Raw genomic sequence first — 16982 nt, 5'->3', positions numbered from 1 at the left:
AAGTCGTGCATCTCCTCATCCCAGTCAAACGATTTGATGCCGCCAAATCGCGGCTGGCCCCGCATATCAGCTCGACACAACGGGCCGCCCTTGCAGCCGCGATGCTGGAAGACGTTCTGGCAGAGATGTTCCAGATCCATGGATTGACAGGAATCTCGGTCGTGTCGGCACAATCTGGGTTGGCCGAGCAACTCAAAGGCCGTGCCCGCGTCTTACCGGAACACCGACATGGACTCAATGAGGCGCTGACCGCTGCTCTCGCTCAGCTGACCGATGAAGGCGTGCGCCGCGTATTGATCCTCCATGGCGACCTTCCTATCGCCAGGGCCTCGGATGTGCAGGGCCTGGTCGACCGTCACCGCGACAGCGACGCCTTGGTTCTGGTGCCGGATGTCGACGCCAAAGGAACGAACGCCATGATGTGCAGCCTCCCTTTGGATTTCCCTCTGCAGTTTGGACCCAAAAGCCTGGAGCGACACCAGCACGCTGCGGCCATGGCCGACCGGGTCTGCACCACAGAGCCCATACCTTCTCTTGCGTTGGATGTGGACGACCTGAGCGCGCTCAACACGGTGCATGCCATCGCCCGCCGTGGAGCGCCCAGCTTGGCCCCCAAAACCCGCCACTTGCTGTGCCAATGGGGCATGGGCGGCACTAGGACAACATATCGTGCCGACCCGCCGACTGTTGGAACCTTTGCCGGTACTGCAGGGGGCTGTACCCCGTCCACTGGTGAAAAGCGCGAGTGAACGACCGCGTCTCAGCATAGCCCACAGCCTGGGCAATGTCTTCGATCCGTGCATTGCCCTTCAGCACGCGCTGAATCGCAATGTCGCGGCGAATGTTCTCTTTGATCTCGCCATAACTGCTGCCCTCACGATTGAGCTTGCGACGCAATGTTTGTGGCGTGGTGTGCAAGGCGGCCGCCACCGTCTCGATGCTCGGGAAGTCAACCGCCTGCCCTTGCCGAGGCACCATGGTGGCTCGAACCCTTCGGGCGATGCCGAGATCGCTGGAGGGCATGGTCATGAACATCAGCGGGGCGGCTTTGAGCATGGCCTTCAACTCTGCCTTGCTTCGCACCACGGGAAGTCGAAGGTACTTTTCGTCGAAAGCAAAGCCATTGATTGCTTGTTCGAATCGCTGCTCGCAGGGGAACAGGTACTTGAATTCCTCCTGGTACTCCAGGGGCGAACTGAAGGTGAATGAGGCCCAACGAAGTGGCAAAGGCCCGCCGGTGATCCAACCTGCGAGTCTGTGCCAGATCACCATCCAGAACTCCAGGAAGTAGTGATTGGGATCCAGATCGGGTCGCGAGAATTTGGTCTCGAACCGGGCTTCATCGCCATGATGGCTGAGACCCAAAAAAACATCCGTTCGGGTTAGGTTGTAGAACCTTACGCCAGCTTGCAACACCTGTCCCAGGGACTCGCAGGGGACGATGAATCGCGTCATCAACCCGAACAGCCCCACCTTGGCCCGGTTCTCGGTAAATCCCATGAATTCATCGTCCATGGAGTACCAGAGTTGTTGCACTAGATGCGCCATGGCATCCACATCGCCGCGTGCGTAGGGATCTTCCAGCAAGGACTTTGGCACATCAGCAGCTGCAAGCAGCTTGTCGGTGTCAACACCTTTTCGTGCTGCACCTTTTATGCACTCTCGAAAGTAGTAAGAGGAGATCGTGGCCAATGACAAACTCAATCGGTAGTTCAGCAGGAGAGTATCAACTGTTGGTGGCTCAAGGCTGTGTCGATCCACAAGAAGAGTCAACAGATCAACGCCAGGGCATGCACGCTCACTCCATTGCTGGAATGCTCACAGGTGCATTCACCTTGGTGAGACCGTGCTCGCCGAACACTAAGTTCGCCGATTCAATTGTAGAAGCGGCTGATGCGATCAGAGATAGATGAGGTTCAACACTCCGCCTGGCAAAACCGGGGTGCTCAGCTGATTAGCAACCCTTCATCTGCCACCCACACGGGGATCGTGCGAGCGACACCCGGACATGCAGGCGCGGTTGATCTCGCACAAAGACGGGGCCTTCGATAGATACACGCGACATCGTGGCAGTGCTCGCCGGAGACGGCATCGCTTGAAGAATGATCCGCAACGCAACTGCTCGAACAACGAGCGGCCTACAGAGCAGGCTCCGGCGTGAAGCGATACAGCTGCGCAGGCCGATGGGCACCCGCTGCCCTCATCTGCCCTTCCAACGGCAACGCCATGCCTGCGGCATCCATGCGACGTCGAAACGTCACCTTGTCCAGAGACGTGCCCAATACCGCCTCGCTCAACGCCTGAAGCTCTCCGTACGTGAAGGGCTCGGGCACCCATCCCATTGGAAAGCGCATTTCGGCGATCTCACGCTGGACCGCGCGGACTGCGTGCTGCACCAGATCGGCATGATCAAAGGCAAGTGGGTTGTCCGAAAACAACTCGCTCACCGGACGCCAGTTCAGCGCCTGCACCCTCTTTCCCGGCGTGGCCTCAAGATCGGCTTGCACCAAACTGCGGAAGACGACGCTCATGGCCCAAGGTGCTCGCGGATCACGATCTGCGCCTCCCACCGCGGCCACCTGGCCCAGGTTGGGTAGACGCATGTTCAGACGCTCCTGCGCCACCCGCTGTGCGGCTGCCTCAAGTGAGCCGTCCAGATCAATTCGCAAGACGCCACCAGGCAAACCCCATTTCCCCTTGTAAGGCTCCTCTTCGCGTTGGCTCAGCAGCACTTGCAGGCGATCTTCGATCACACAGAGCGCCACCAGCTCCACGCGCACGAACGGCATTGGGTAGTTTTTTCTTGACTTAGTTGCACTTCGCATTTATCTTGCTACACTTAACATCGCGATGCAACTAAGTTTACAAGACTGCTCCATGTATATCAATCGAATTTCACCACCTGGATCACTATCCAGAGCCATCGAGATCGCAGCAGAAGCCCACGCTGGCGTTTTGGACAAGGCTGGCGCCCCTTACATCCTGCACCCCTTGCGCGTGATGTTTTCTCTGGAAAGCGAAATCGAACGCATCGTGGGCGTTCTGCACGACGTCGTGGAAGACGGTGGTCCGGTCTGGACTTTTGAGCGACTGGCTTCCGAAGGCTTCTCTGATGAGGTGATCAGTGCACTCAAATCCGTCAGCAAGTTGCCTGAGGACGAAGACGCCGAGGATGACAGCATCGAAATCAAACGCGATCGCTACCTCGCCTTTGTTCGTCGTGCCGGCGCGCACCCTGTGGGGAGAAGGGTCAAGCTGGCCGACCTTGAAGACAACCTAGACGTCTCTCGACTGCAGGAGGTCAGTCCAAAGGACGCTGCTCGACTGAGCAAATATTTAGATGCGAGAAGACTGTTGAGCAGTCTGGGCTAGCGTTGTCTGCATATTCTCCGTTGTGAGTTTCCACTGGGACCGGTTTTTTCTTTGACGGCATTCAGCCTACAGCTGGAATGTTGCACCAGGAGCGCAGCCTTGAGCACTCTCCCCATTCCAGACAATGCCATCGGATTCCCTGGCATGGTGGCAATGCTTCAGCGCACCAGCGACGGAGCGCACGACGGTAAGTTGGTGGCCTTGCGCAATCCGTCGGGGTTCGTCGGCACACTGCTGGGAGCAACGAAGCCAGTTTTCGCCTGGCAGGTGCTTGTACTGGGCAACCCCATTTCGATTCGAGGCAAACCCACCCGCGAGATCATCGTGGCCGATCTCTGCCTGCGTCCAGTCACCCAGATCAGCCCGGCCATGGTGGAGTTGCTGACCAAGCGCCAGGCGCATCAGGACTTTGACGCCGGCATGGACGACCTGAAACGAGTCCTCAATGCCAACGCCATGGACGCTCGCGAGTTCAATACGTTCTTTGAGAAGGCAGAAAAGCAGATCGGCATCGAGCGTGCACTTGAAGTGGTGCCCATCGCCCAAGCCCTTGGCGAGCTGGGGTTTAGGCAGCAGAACCCGCCCCACGGGGACGTACTCATGTGGGCGGGGATTCACGGCGGAGCCGAGCTGGAGATCATCGCGGGCACCAACTGGTTCGCCCAATGGCAGCTGACGGCCCGGTGCAATACGCTCAGACAGTCGATGTGGGATGAGACGATCTTGCCGCCCGAGGCCCCGCGCGGAGCTATCGCGCTGGCGGTGGTGGATTTCTGGCGGGCAGCGTTTGGGCGCGACGCCCAGACGCCAGACGCGTTCGACCTGGGGCTGCGGTACGAGCACCACAAGGCGAACATGCGCGCGCTCGACCTGGATCTGCCGCATGTAGATCTGGATGGTGAAATGCTTCGAGCTACCCGCAAGTGGATGGCGAAGCGGCATGGGCTTGCCGATGGGAACGCTGGGCCCTTGCCAGATGCTCCCTTGTCCTTGACGATTGACAATGGACTGATGCGCATGGAGGCTGGTGGCGCCGTCTATGGCTGCTCGGTTCGGGGAGGCTGGATCGATCCTTGCCAGGTTTCGTTGCGCGAGTTTCTGGCGCTGCCGGCATGGGCCCTCAAGGGACACATCCTTCGGTTGACCACCGCCATTCATGAGGTTCGCTTTGGCTCATGGGCGATCCGATCTTTACCGACGGGAGCGGCTTGATCGGCCTCCAGCGGATGGCGCTAGCTATCGCCAAACCTGGCGAGCTGACCACAGCGTCCGGGATACCGGGGAAAGCGATGCCCGATCATTCAACGCAAGTGTTCGAGCGAAAACAAGCCCCAGCGGCTATCTAGACGCGCCCCTCGACACACATCGAAACTGGACTTCAGCCGACGCATACGTTCCCATCCCTGAGTCCTGGCCGGAGCTGTTGAGAGGCTGCATATCACGACCGCTCTCCTGACAATACTGCTGCGCTTGCTGAAAGTAGCGTGCCTTCACAGCACTCGCAGAAAAGTCAGTGAAGCGGCCGTGGCCTCCGACCATGTACATGTCAGGGCCGATGCTAACCACCCCATCAGTACCGGTTGCGCAACCTGAGAGGCTGCTCAACACGACGGCACATGCAAGAAAAATACGACGCATGATGGAAGCTCCAAAAAACAGTGTCAATAAAAAAACGAGAGCGGCGGACTTGGCCATTGTCACGCTTTTCGTGACGACAAATTATCGGCCAGTTACGAAACTCGTGACATGGTTCCCGAGTCAGGCCGAATCCCCAACCTCATCGGGCAGCGAATTCGCTCAAGACGAGAGATGCTGGGGTGGTCTCAGGAAAAGCTTGGCGTACTCATAGGCATTGATGAGTCCTCAAGCCGAGCCCGTATCAGTCGGTACGAGCTCGGGAATCATGAGCCCCCACTGGACACTGCGCGAAACATTGCAAGAGCGCTCGACGTGCCTTTGGCATATCTTTATTGCGAAGAGAAGGATTTGAGCGCTCTCCTGCTTGAGCTCGGAAAGCTTTCAGCGAAGAGGAGAACTACGTTGATATCCGCGTGGATGGAAGACTTGGACAAGTCTCCCTGATTTTCTTTGCACAGTTGCTCGGTCGAGCGGTCGAGCGGCTGAGGTGCATGGAGGAACGAGCGAAATCACAACAGGGTTTTGAGGCGAACCCTCGAGGGCAAATCTGTCCCGCTGTGAAAGACTGAACGCAGCACCTGACTGCATCAGGCCTTTGACCATCGCCATTCATGAGGTTCGTTTTGGCTTGTGGGCGATCGCGTCCATGCCGGCGTAGGCTGTCTTGTTGTCACACTACACGCATACTTTCAGACGACGCGGCACTTTGTAGAACATCCCGCGAAAGGTCTTTCTACATTTGGTCAGCTCCTTTTTCGTAACCGCGGTCGCCCAGCACACGTAGGCTTGAAGGGTGACGGTATGGATCTCGGATGATGGTGTACCAGTCATTCCTCAAACTCGGCCGAGGAAAACTTCAACACTGCAGCATTTTCCTTGGCTGCGCGCTGCGTCGCATCGTCGAATACGCCTCCGCCCGCATCGGCCTCGATCTCAACGCGCAGGCTGACGCGCACGCCGGGCCTGGTGGTAAACAGCATGACCAGTTCGTCGTATAGGTCATTGAAGGACTTCTTCCCCAGCACGGGATCCAGCGTCGTCGACGCATAAAAGCGGCGCTTTGACGGCGATGGCCCGGACTGAGGTGCGCCAGACTCCGTCGTACTTGCCGGCGCCTGCGGTGGCAGCTGCCCGCCGGATCCACCGCCGGCAGACGGCGTAGGTTCACCGGGACTTCGCTCCCGAACCGAGTTCGTGAACGACGCTGCAGCCACTGGGTCAATCAGCAGCAGGGAGCTGTCCAGCACCGGCGTCGTTCGGGTTCCGAACACGAACCCGATGAATCCGTCATCGTCCTTGCCTTGGGCCAAGGCGAAGAAGTCGCGACTCTCGGCACCGGCTGCCACGGCGTTCTGAAAGACGCGGTCATCGCGCAGTCGCGGCAGGTACAACTGGTGGCAAGTCTGATGCCAAACCGTGAGAGCGCCTACGTCCGACTGCTCCGGCTTCCAGAACCAGCTTCGCAGCACGCCAGCCAGGTGGATTGGCGCCCACGCGTTGATGACCAACTCGTTCTCCTTGAGCACACGATCCAGTTCGTCGCCAAAATGCTGCGCGCCCGAGTTGAGCGCGAAGTACTCCCATCGAACTTCGGACAGCCCCTTGCCCGGGCGCGCTTCCTGCACCGGCGCCAGCAGCCATTTGTAGGCCTCCCGGATCGTCCGTCGCACGGTGTCGACTGCCTCGCCCAAGCTGCGCTCTGCCTGACGCGCCTGCAGTTGATCAAGGTTCAGTCGCAGTTCTTTGACGTCGTTGACGATCGATTGCCAAGCCAGCATCGAACGTACCTGGTCCTTGAGGCGCGAAACCGTCTCGAAATCCGCCGCCACAAAGAGCAGGCGGTTCTGCTTGAACCGCGGCTGATCACCTCGTCCCTTCAAGATTTCCGTGGCGCGATCAATGGCCAGGCTCTGGCCACTGCGACTGAACGCCGCGTCTGCGGGCAACACCACCAACCGCAGCATCCAGTCGTCGGGCACGTCGGCGCTGGGCGTGAAAACATGCACCGCGTCGAACGCCGCTGTCGTGATGCTGCGTTGCAGCCGATCGCGAATGGCGGGGAAAACGTCCTCTTTGTCCTGGAACCGGCGCTTGCGGTCTTCCATCTCGCGGCGCAAGTTGGCGCGCACGTCGAACCAGAAACGGTTGTTGCCGCTATTCAGATACTGAAGCCTGTCGCCAAGGCGGCGCAGCGCGTCCTTGAACAGGCTCGGTTGCTGGCCAGGCTGCGCCGCACCCAGCACCACCCGCTCAAGCTCGATGCCTCGCACCACCTGCCCGCCATTGGTGGGCGCACTGCCCAAGAAGATGGCACGCGCAGCTCGGCGGCAAGCCTGGACGCTACCCAGGCGAGGGTCCCTACGCTCGATGTCGGTCGTCTCGGCCCGCTCACCGTCGATGTCCTTTTCAAGCACCGGATCCCAGCCTTGCGGCAGGTAGTAGATCGCCTCGTTGCGAACATCGGCGTCATACAACGGCAGGCTGCCTGGCATGATCAGAAGATCGGTGTTGTTGGCGTTCCAGAGACGGTGGATCACCTTGGCCATCAGCTTGAGAACGCCGCGCGTGCGCTGGAAGTTGTCCAGTGACGACCAGTCCTCGTAGAGACGGTCGAACACTTCCGGATGGATCGGGTAGGCTGACAGCAGCCGGTCGTGATAGCGCGACTCCTGCGTCTCATGAGGGAAGTCGTGCGAATTGGCCACGTACAGATCAGCGAAGGCCCTGCACACCTCCTCGGCCGCCAATTGGTCGCTAATCGACGTGAAGAGCCGGCGCCGCACAATCTCAAACGCCTCGGACGAAGACACCGGCTTCCACAAGGCCTGAACCCGACCGAAGTAGTGCGCCAGGGCGCCGAGCGCCTTCACGCCCCGCTGACTGCCTGCCTCCTTGTCCGACTCGGGTAGCGATGCCAGCAGAATCGCCGTGGGCACTGCCTTGAGTGCCTCGGTCAGTGCCTGAACAAAGCTCAGGTTCGAGTCGAAGGTGCCGCCGGTGAGCGCCTTACCTTCCTCGAACTGGCGCACATACGCCACCAGTTCGTCGATCAGGATCACGCAGGGCGCGTACTTCGACAGCAGCTGTTCCAGCACAGCCTTGCCCGGCGAAGTGCCTGACTGGTCGGCATCGCGCACCAGGTCATAGGCTTCTGCCTTACCCAGCTGCCAGGCCAGCTCGCCCCACAGCGTCTTGACGGCAACGCCTTCATAGACCGCTGGCTGGTTCGGCGATTGCCGGATGCCATCGAGCACAACCAAACGGGCCGGTTGAAGGTCGACAATCCCGGCACTCTCCAGGATTGCAGGAACACCCTGCAGGTTCGACGCCGGCACCGTGCCCTTGGCCAGGTGATACACCGCCAGCATGGTGTGGGTCTTGCCACCGCCGAAAGCCGTCTGCAGCTGAATGACGGGGTCGCCCCCCTTGCCGGCCAGACGCTTGACCACCGAGTCCAGCAGCAAGCGCATTCCTTCGGTAATGAAGGTGCGCTGGAAGAACAGTGCTGCGTCCTGGTACTCGGCCGCAGCGGTCTTGTCATGGACGCGCGACAGGTCGGCTGCAAACTCGGCCTGCTGGAACGTACCCTTGAGCACGTCGGAATGCGGAACGGCGACTTCGCGCCACGGTTTCAATCCCATCTCTTCAACTCCCAGAAGCTTGCGAACTACCAGCTGCATAGCCATGCCGTCGCGGACCACCACCACCGAAGGTTGGCGGCGCCGTCAGTGTCTCCGGCATCGTTTCTGCCGACCCGCCGATGGCCACGGCCAGCTGCGGATACACCGTCAGCAGTTCGTCCGGCATGTCCTTCATCCATTGCGGCTTTGGATCAACCGCCTGGCGCAAGATGCGATGCCCCTTAACGTCGATCGGCCCCTTGCCCAGGGCTTGCATCATCGGCAGCGGCGAGCTGCCGCCCGTCAGCACCACATGCAGGCGTACACCATCCATGGCCAGCCAGCGCAACCAGGTCTCGTCCACGGCTTCGAGTGCCTTCTTGAAACCGGCCTCCACTGCATGGGCAAACCGTGCAACCTTGTCGTCGGCAAGAAACTCGTCGAGCGTCACGAGCCCGACCGTGCTGTCAGCCAGCACGTACTCCACCCTGCCGGTCTTGAACAAGGTCTCCTTCAGGCTGCGAATCCGTCGCGACAGCTCGGCCAACACCATTCTGCCGGCGTTGTCGCTCTGATCGACGGACTCCCGTTGCGCAATGAAGCCCCGAAGCAGACCGTCCACCCGGTCGCCGGCCCACTTCAAGCCCTGAATCGATGTCGGCACCTGGAACACCCGGAGTTCACCGTCATCAGGCCGATGCGTCGAGATGAACAAGCCAAAGTCGGTCGTTCCTGCGCCCACATCGACAACCATGAACGCGTCCCGCAGGTTTTCGCTGTCTGCGATCGCGCCTGCAGCCACCGCGACAGGTTCCGGAATGCCGTCGTCGATCAGGTACTCAGGCCGCTGGCCCAAGGCTTTGATCTGCTCCACAGCCGACTTCAGCTCTCCAACGGGAATGCCACCCGCCCAGCGGGCACTGAACGTATCGGCCAGGATCTGCGCCTCCGCGAGCATCGTTCGCATCTGACGGTCAGCCCACAAGGCTTGCTCCGCGTCCCAACACGGGCGGGCAAACCGGCGCTTGGCATAGCGGGGCGACTTGACGCCTTGGTAGGCCAGCGACTTCTCGGCCATATCGGTCAGGTAGGCCAGGTACACGCGGATCAAATCACCCTGAGTAAGCCGGAAGTCGGTCGGGTTCATCGGCCTTTGCAGAAGGCACGCCTCGCCGTCGAGGTTTCCCTCGCGTCGCAGGCTCAGCCAACCCTTGATCGAGTCCAGCCGCTCGCGGCCTGAATCGACCAGGTCCTGGCTCATCTCGATGGCTTCGAAGCCGAAGTAGGCCTTGCCATCGTCACCGATGAAGACCGACGAAGGCAGCGTGTAGCCCTGCTTGCCAGCCTCGCTGCCCAGCTCGAGGTCCAGGTATCCGTCAGGCAGCACGGTGGCAAACGCCTTTGACATCGCCGTTCCGAAATCGAGGCACAGCATCACATCGGCATCGGTGACTTCATCGCGCTCGATGGAGCCCAACGAGAGCGTGACCTCCGGCAGCGCCGGCTTCTTCGGAGTCGAAGGGGCTTCGGCAACGGAGCTTGCCGCAAGCGCAGCTTTCGAGACCGGCGCAGCTTCGCCGTCGTTGGCCATCGCTACCGACGTGGGTGTCGATGCCGGGAGGGGTGCCCCCTCCGTCAACGTAGCTTCGACTTCGTTCCCACCGTCCAGAGACGCCAGCGCGATCTGCAGCGCTTTGCGCTCCAGCGATGAAACGGCGCCGATGGTTTGGTCGCGCTCAATGCGCTCCATCAAGCTGGCAATCAATATGGCGGCAGTTTTCTTGTCCAACGCGTCCTCCTCGACGATTGATCAGCAATTGCAATCCGGCCTGGCGGCCATCACTCCACGAGCCCCTTGGTCACCACGTCACCGACACCACCGTCGGTGCGCTTGCGCACGATGGCGGGCTGCTTGACCAGCATGCGTTGCCGCGGCACACCGCCCACCATGATGAAAAGCTTGGTCGACATCTCCACTTCCTCGCCCGGCGTGCCGTACAACTCCAGCCCTCGCAAAGCTGCGGCCTGCTCCACTTGCACCGCCAGGGCTTGCACGCTGTCGAGCAGCTCCTGCGCGGCGGGGGCCAAACCGGGGTCGTAGACCTCGAGGCTGGAGACCAAAGGTTCGCGCAGAGTGTCGCGCAGTAGTCGGGCCTTACGGGCGGCCTGCAGCGAGAGACCGATGCTCTCGTCAGCGCTGCTGGCTGCCGCCTCAATGGCCGATTCGCTGGCGCGCCGCACGGTCCGCACCCGCCCATGCTCCAACCAGTCACGCACCTCTTCGTTCAACTCGGGGTGCCGGGCGGCCAGTTCGCGGGCCACCGCACGAGCACGGTCCGAGTTATTGCAGAGAACGTCCAGTTGCGCGAGCAACGCCTGGTCGCGCTGCCCCTGACGGCCGAGCAGCAACAAGGCCTCGGTGACGTCGGTGATCAGCCGCTCCAGAGGCTTCTTCAGCTCATCGGGCCAGGAACGACCGCCACTCAGCCGACGGCAGTAGTCCACCACGCGGTACATGGTCGGGTCGGCCACGACCGAGATTCGCGTGCGCACGATGTCGTGCACCAGCAGCAGCACCTGCCTGCACAGGTCTATCTGGGCCTTGTCTTCTTGCGGTTTTCCAACAGTCGCCAACGGCGCGCTCACGCATTCATGCAAAGCCACACCGAGGTCGTCGCCGGCCTCGATTTCGCTGTCAAGCAGCGCTTCGCGCAGTACCTCCAAGGTTCGCGCTTGCCGCCGTGCCATCGTGTCGCCGGGGGCCTGCGTATCCGGTCGAAACGCCTCAAATGCCGTGGCAAGGCGCTGCAGTGTCTGAGCCAGGGAGTTGGATCGCTCCAGCAGGGCAACCACCATCTCGGCACGCGCCTTGTCCGCCGCCGGCTCCTCCACGATGGAACGCGCCAGATAGTCGGGCAACCATGGCGCAGATATCTGGGCACAGGCACGCGCCAAATTCAACTTGTCGTTTCCGTTGGTCAGCAGCTGCATGTTAGGCAGCGGCTCGGCGAACGCCGGGCGCAGTTGATCCAACATCACAGGAGTCCACCGGTTAACGATCTGTGTCAGGCGGATGCACTCCGCAATTGCCAGCAGGCGATACCCCGGCTTCTCTGCCGTCCGGGCCTGATCTACCAAGTGGCGGCGGCCTGCTTCAATGGCTGGGTCGTCGGCCTGCTTGGGCAACACCTTAGTTGCACTCAGTGCGGACAACGCCTCGCGGCGATCCTCTGGCGAAGTGCCCGCGTCTGCGAACCTCGCCAGTGCGGCGGCGGCGTCTAGGTTGTTGGGAGTGGTGGTCGCCATGAGCACTCCTTCAAAGGTCGAACGAGGTCTGGGTACCCACCGGGCCAGCATCCTGGGCAGCGGATTCGATGCCAGACCAGGCGCCGATCAACTCGTTGTAGGCGCGTGCGTCCTCCGCCTTGCCCAAGCGCTCGCACAAGGTGTAGAGCCGGTAAGCCAGGGCCCGTATCGGCTCGGCGCGTGCCGGCATGCGCGCCAGCAAGGCGCCCGCGGCCGATTCACCGCCCTTGCTGATGGCGCCGATCAACTGATGCAGCGCTTCCCAGATCGGCGTGCGCACATCGGTCTCGGGGGACCAATCCGCGGGCATCTCGGCCCAGCGCAGCAGGCGCAGTTCCCCACCTGAGCTCTCGATTACGCCGGAGCCGCGCAAGCCGTCCACGCTAGTGCCTTTGGCGCGTGCGAGCACATCGGCCTCACCAAACTTGCCCGCCGCCCAGCCCCGGTGCTCGAACCAGGCCAGGCAGAACTGGGTGTCGTGATCGAAGTCGTCTTCGGCCAGGAAGCGATTGATCAACTGGAGCGCGGTCTTCACGCTCATCTTGCTGCCGTCAGCTTCCAATACGGCGCTGTACTGGCTGAAGATGGCCATGCCGGGGCCGATGATGGCTTGGCTTAGGTCGACTGGAGCCACGGGCGAATTGACGCCACCATGAGTCATGTCGAGTAGGGCCTCCGGCAACGCCGCATTCAGCTCGCGGATGAACGCGCGGCGGCCAATTGAGGGGGCCTCATCTGCACGCTGTCGACAAACCAGCACAATGCTGGAAGCTAGGGCATTGGTGCCCGAGCCGATCATGCGGTTACTCATCTCGGTACGCATCGGCCAAGTGCCCGTAATGGCAAAACCGGCGTCCAGCACCGCCTGCAAGAAGGTTTCCCATCCCGTGCTCGACGTTCCCAAGTCCCCTTTTGTGTCACTCTGTTTAAACGCGTAGTAGATCGTCACCGGGAAGGCCGGATGCGCCTTCTCAGCTAAGTTGTGCATGGCTTGAGTCATGCCATCGAGGAAGAATGCTTCGGCCTTGTCCTTACTTCCGTGACGATAAGGTGTAGCCACCAATTCTTCAGCTTTCGGAACAGCCAACGTCGCATACAACCCAGGATAAATGGGCCTCAGGGTCCTGCGCAACCAGACGTAGAAGAAGTCCGATAGATCTGCATAACCAATATTGTCGTAATACGGCGGATCGGTCGAAATCACCTTCGCAAGGCTTATATCCTGGCGCTGAGCGTCGATCTGACATACAAACCCATGGGATGCTGGAGAAATACGATCCAAAACCTTGGCAATCCAATTTACAGAGTCACTGAAGTTCGTCGCCGATTCACTGAACGGATTACCCTCGGCAAAATCCCAAGTCATGGGCATCGCCTGGCGAGAAAAAGTATTGCGAACTGAGGCACTGCGAGAAGGTGACCCAGTGGATGATTTGGAACTAGTAGGACCGCTATCCCAAGAACAAATTGAGTTGTGGCGATCTGACGATCGGCTAACGACAAGAGCGAGGTACGTTGCGATTGCATCGGAGTAGGCCTTCGCGCCCCGTCCCTGACCGTCAAGTCCAGCCTCGTCATCAGCCATGCCGGCACGGACAGCATCTTGCCTGCATCGCTCAGCGGCTTCTTGTACAAGTTCTGAGAGTGTTGTCAAGGCTAGCAATTGCCGCGGGGTAAACAGGTCTCCGTAGGTCTTGAGACCATAAAGCGGTGGTGAGAACCATCGAGGATTCTCAGGAATTGCAACATCAGGTGCCCAGGCTGGGCAAGCCTCCGCCGCAATCGCCGCGTGCTCACCTACGGGCGACAGATAGACTCGACCTCGTTGACCTTCGGCAACGATCGCCATCAACTTTGCACCCATTCTTCCAGCATTTGCCTCAGAATATATATAACTCGAATCTATCGGGGTATCGGACATCAAACACTGAAAATATGCCCCCCGTGACAGCTTCGTACCCTCTTTCGCGCCCTTGTCAGGAGCTCCTACACGAACGGTGAATTCGTACCCCCCGTTGCTTATTACGGGCCGTACATATGCCTGCTGGCCTTCCTTATTTGCCAACAAAAAGGTCGAGGCCAAGGGCACGTCGACGCCTTGGAATGCTGGATTTGGGCTCTTGACCGTCCGCGCCCACAACCAAGCGATGACGGTCAACTTCTCGCCCAAGTAGGGCTTCAGATCGGGCCGCTCAACCACCATCTCGGCTGTTACTTCGACCTTTGGGTAAAGATGGCCAATTCGCTTCTCGGCCTCTGCGCGCATCCATGCGCCGTAACGGCGAAGGTCTTCGGCCAAGCCTGCGGCGCCGCCCCAGTCCTCTCCGAACTTGCCCTGCTTGTCATCGGCCAATCGAGGCCCGACGGGCGCACGACCCGCAAAAAGCGGTGGAATTTCAATCATCGCCTTGTTGATCGTCACCGCCACGGGGTTCAAGTCGCTGGCCCAACTTTCCAGCCCAAGCCGCTGGGCTTCCAGCGGCAGCGCCCCCCCCCCCGCGAAAGGATCATGAAAAGCAGGAAGCCTTTCAGGATCGAAGAGCGCTGCCGCCTGCGGGTGGGCCTTGTTCAGTTTGCAGGTCTCGATCCAGCTCTCTCGGATGGCCGCTCTCGCGCGCGACAGCACCTCTTCGTTGTTCGTGTTCTCCCACTTCACCAAGTCTTCGATGATGGCGAACAGCTCATCTCGCTTGACCTGTGCCTGCGCCTTGGTCATGCCCGCGAAGTACCCACGCTCGCCACCTGGGTCGTTGACCATCTGCGCAAAGATCACCGCCCGCGCCGCCGCTAGCGGACGGCGCGCCCACCACAGGTGCAAGGTGCTGGGGTGGCCATGGCGAATGGACTTCTCTTTCGCCGACGCCACGTTGATGGCGTCAAGCGGCAGCGCCACTTCGATGAGTTTTTTTGGAGACTTGATGGCGGTCATATGAGTGCAGGCGCGTGTTGCTGTAGGGCGGATTCAGCAACCGGGCCGAAGAACTGGCGGGAGAGAGAGAAGAAGCGGCTGAGCTTGCTATTCACGGGAACAAGGTCGACGGCCGCCAAGTCAGCGAGGCTCCAGTTCTTCTGAAGATGCTCCTCGTACAGTGCGTCCAGCTCGTCCCACCACTGACGACGACGGGTCAACAGGAACGGGCTGTTCAGGTTGAGGATGTCGATCGTGTATTGCGCCTGGTCTTGCTCGCCGGGTTTCAACCCTGCAGCGGGAACGACGCGCCCATCCGACAAGAAGGCGAAGAACCGGCGGCAATCGGGCCGATGACACGAGACGAGGCGCAGCATGTCGCAGGCAGCCTGCTTTCCAGGTGCGTGGCCGCCAAACACCACATCGCCTTGCGCCTTGAAGACTTGCAAGTCCTGGGCGCTGTCGAGTGCGCTGGCCGCAAGGTTGGCGTAGTCGAAGGTGCGCGACGGGTTCTGGCGCTTGTTTTCGACATGCTCGATGTGGTAGCCCAACCCCTCCTCGTCAGCGCGCAGTTCGCTGTAGCAGCACAGCTGAAACTGCTCATCGAGCAGGTTTTGCATGACGGCGTTCTTGTGCCCGAACGAGCCCCAGCGGCTGGTGGCTTGCTGGTGCGTTTGCGGCGGGTTGGCATTTGCTTGCCCCAGGCGGTGTCCGCCGCCACCCTGTTTTTGAATGCTCCTCATTGCTTCAGCGCCTCTTGACGCTGAATGCTGCGCTGCAAGCGCTGCAGCTGCGGATGCTGCGCGCCCAAGGTGTCGGTCAGGCGCTGCAAGAGGCTGCGGGCTTCCGCTTCCTGGTAACGGCCCTGGTCGATCCATTCGGTCAGGCGCTGCAGGTCAGCTTTCTCCGCCACCGGCGGCTGAGGATCGACAAGCATCACGCTGTGAAGCACGTCACCACTGGGCTCGCCATAGGTCATGGCCAGCGGCGGCGCGGCAACGACCTTGCCGCTGCTGTCCTGCCCAATGACGCGGATGTTCTCGCGCTTCACCGTGCTGAGCACCTGCGGGCTGTGGGTGGTCACGATGAACTGCGTGTTGCGGAAGGTCTGCATCAGGTCGGTCAGCACGCGCTGCTGCCAGGACGGATGCAAGTGCAGATCGACCTCGTCGATCAGCGCGATGGCCGGCAGATCGAGCGGATTGATGATTTGCATGCCGCCGGAGCGCATCTGGCTGTTGGCCTGGGCCATGCGTCTTGCGAGGTCCATGGTCAGGCCCAGCACCACGCGATAGCCATCACTGAGTTGGCTGATGCGCAGGGTCCGGGTGCTGCCGTCCGGCATCAGCCGGTCTATCACAAAGCGCAGCGGTCCGACTTCGGTGCGTGGCTTGCTGAAGCCCACCGGCAGCACGCGCACGATGGCCATGCGCACGGCGCTCAACTCCGGGTGATGGTAGTCGAAGTCTCGCCGTGCCTCACGCTCGCGACGTTCGACGTCCTCCATCGCGTTGAACCACTCGAATGCAGCACGGAAGCGCGAATTCGGCTCAAGCGCACCGGTTAGCGCATCGAAGCGCGAGAAGCTCTTCTTGAAGCCACGACGGCGCTGAACTTCCTCGCGGATGGCTCGGTTTGTGCCGTAGTACGCAATGACGGGAAGGAAGTAGGCCTGCTGGTCGGCGTCGGCCTGGACAAGGCCGAGCGTGAAGTCGTCCAGTTCCTTCAGGCCGCGGCTGAGGAAGGCTTCATGCTCTTCGGACAACAGATTCTTGATAGTAGCGGCACCCACGGTGCCATCGCGTTTGCGCCCGCTGGCCCAGACGACGGGCACATCATCACGTGTGCGGGCTTCCCACGCCAGCATCATGAAGGGCTCGCGGCGCTCGCCGTCTGCAACACGCAGATCGGTGTCCTTGGTGGTGAGGCCAGCAATGCCGGGCAGCTTGGTGAGGTACCGACCAAAGCCGATCGCGATAGCGTCCAGAACAGCCGTCTTGCCAGCGCCATTCTCGGCAATGATCACCGTCAGCCGCTTGCCGAAGTCGATGGTCAGTTCCTCGAAACACCGGAAGTTGCGAAGGTGCAGGCGTTCGAGTTTCATTGTTGGCATCCGAATAACATGCTGAATAGCCCCG

The 16982-nt window shown here is 60.7% G+C and carries 13 protein-coding genes; 5 read left to right on the top strand and 8 right to left on the bottom strand.

From position 1 onward, the window contains the following. The first annotated feature begins 5 nt into the window (after positions 1 to 5). The gene (cofC, locus tag KIT86_RS03410; protein ID WP_297395055.1) at positions 6 to 749 is read left to right on the top strand and encodes a 2-phospho-L-lactate guanylyltransferase; all 744 of its coding nucleotides are present in this window, start codon (positions 6 to 8) and stop codon (positions 747 to 749) included. On the opposite strand, the gene KIT86_RS03405 is transcribed toward cofC, so the two are convergent. Continuing rightward, a complete protein-coding gene (locus KIT86_RS03405) occupies positions 655 to 1692 on the bottom strand; it encodes an AraC family transcriptional regulator (protein ID WP_297395054.1) in 1038 nt (345 codons plus the stop codon). The genes cofC and KIT86_RS03405 overlap by 95 nt on opposite strands. Here KIT86_RS03405 and KIT86_RS03400 point away from each other — a divergent pair. Continuing rightward, complete coding sequence (locus KIT86_RS03400; RefSeq protein ID WP_297395053.1) at positions 1692 to 1913, top strand: hypothetical protein; 222 nt, start codon at positions 1692 to 1694, stop codon at positions 1911 to 1913. The two genes, KIT86_RS03405 and KIT86_RS03400, sit on opposite strands and share 1 nt — an antisense overlap. A gap of 225 nt (positions 1914 to 2138) precedes the next feature. Here the strand turns inward: KIT86_RS03400 and KIT86_RS03395 are convergent, their stop codons facing one another. Beyond that, on the bottom strand, positions 2139 to 2789 hold the full coding sequence (locus KIT86_RS03395) for an NUDIX domain-containing protein (protein ID WP_297395052.1): 651 nt from the start codon (positions 2787 to 2789) through the stop codon (positions 2139 to 2141). 88 nt (positions 2790 to 2877) lie between these two features. On the opposite strand from KIT86_RS03395, the gene KIT86_RS03390 reads away from it, so the two are divergent. The 3 genes from KIT86_RS03390 (at position 2878) to KIT86_RS03380 (ending at position 5454) form a co-directional block, all read left to right on the top strand. Next, the gene (locus tag KIT86_RS03390) at positions 2878 to 3372 is read left to right on the top strand and encodes a GTP pyrophosphokinase (protein ID WP_297395051.1); all 495 of its coding nucleotides are present in this window, start codon (positions 2878 to 2880) and stop codon (positions 3370 to 3372) included. A 99-nt stretch (positions 3373 to 3471) separates the two neighbouring features. Then, positions 3472 to 4584, top strand: coding sequence for a hypothetical protein (locus KIT86_RS03385; protein ID WP_297395050.1), 1113 nt, complete (start codon positions 3472 to 3474; stop codon positions 4582 to 4584). A gap of 534 nt (positions 4585 to 5118) precedes the next feature. Then, positions 5119 to 5454, top strand: a complete 336-nt coding sequence (locus tag KIT86_RS03380) for a helix-turn-helix transcriptional regulator (RefSeq protein ID WP_297395049.1) — start codon at positions 5119 to 5121, stop codon at positions 5452 to 5454. A 383-nt stretch (positions 5455 to 5837) separates the two neighbouring features. On the opposite strand, the gene KIT86_RS03375 is transcribed toward KIT86_RS03380, so the two are convergent. The 6 genes from KIT86_RS03375 to KIT86_RS03350 are packed head-to-tail and all read right to left on the bottom strand — an operon-like array spanning position 5838 to position 16948. After that, positions 5838 to 8696 carry an ATP-binding protein gene (locus KIT86_RS03375; protein WP_367185418.1) on the bottom strand — a complete coding sequence of 953 codons (2859 nt, stop codon included), beginning with the start codon at positions 8694 to 8696 and terminating at the stop codon, positions 5838 to 5840. Continuing rightward, positions 8656 to 10419: a hypothetical protein gene (locus tag KIT86_RS03370; RefSeq protein ID WP_297395048.1), complete on the bottom strand. Its 1764-nt coding sequence runs from the start codon at positions 10417 to 10419 to the stop codon at positions 8656 to 8658. The genes KIT86_RS03375 and KIT86_RS03370 overlap by 41 nt, the downstream gene beginning before the upstream one ends. Positions 10420 to 10469: 50 nt before the next feature. Next, entirely contained in the window at positions 10470 to 11936 is a 1467-nt protein-coding gene (locus KIT86_RS03365) for a hypothetical protein (protein ID WP_297395047.1), read from the bottom strand. Between the two features lie 10 nt (positions 11937 to 11946). Continuing rightward, positions 11947 to 14865 (bottom strand): DUF1156 domain-containing protein, encoded by a 2919-nt coding sequence (locus tag KIT86_RS03360; RefSeq protein ID WP_297395046.1) that lies wholly within the window; start codon positions 14863 to 14865, stop codon positions 11947 to 11949. Beyond that, entirely contained in the window at positions 14862 to 15587 is a 726-nt protein-coding gene (locus tag KIT86_RS03355) for a retron system putative HNH endonuclease (protein ID WP_297395045.1), read from the bottom strand. Before KIT86_RS03355 ends, KIT86_RS03360 begins: the two co-directional genes overlap by 4 nt. Beyond that, positions 15584 to 16948 carry an AAA family ATPase gene (locus KIT86_RS03350; protein WP_297395044.1) on the bottom strand — a complete coding sequence of 455 codons (1365 nt, stop codon included), beginning with the start codon at positions 16946 to 16948 and terminating at the stop codon, positions 15584 to 15586. The genes KIT86_RS03355 and KIT86_RS03350 overlap by 4 nt, the downstream gene beginning before the upstream one ends. Between the last annotated feature and the right edge of the window lie 34 nt (positions 16949 to 16982).

The organism is Hydrogenophaga sp. (genome assembly GCF_026125825.1).
In the GTDB taxonomy this organism is placed as follows: domain Bacteria; phylum Pseudomonadota; class Gammaproteobacteria; order Burkholderiales; family Burkholderiaceae_C; genus Hydrogenophaga.
The sequence above is the reverse complement of the archived record's forward strand: the minus strand, read 5'-3'. Positions and strand labels throughout refer to the sequence as shown.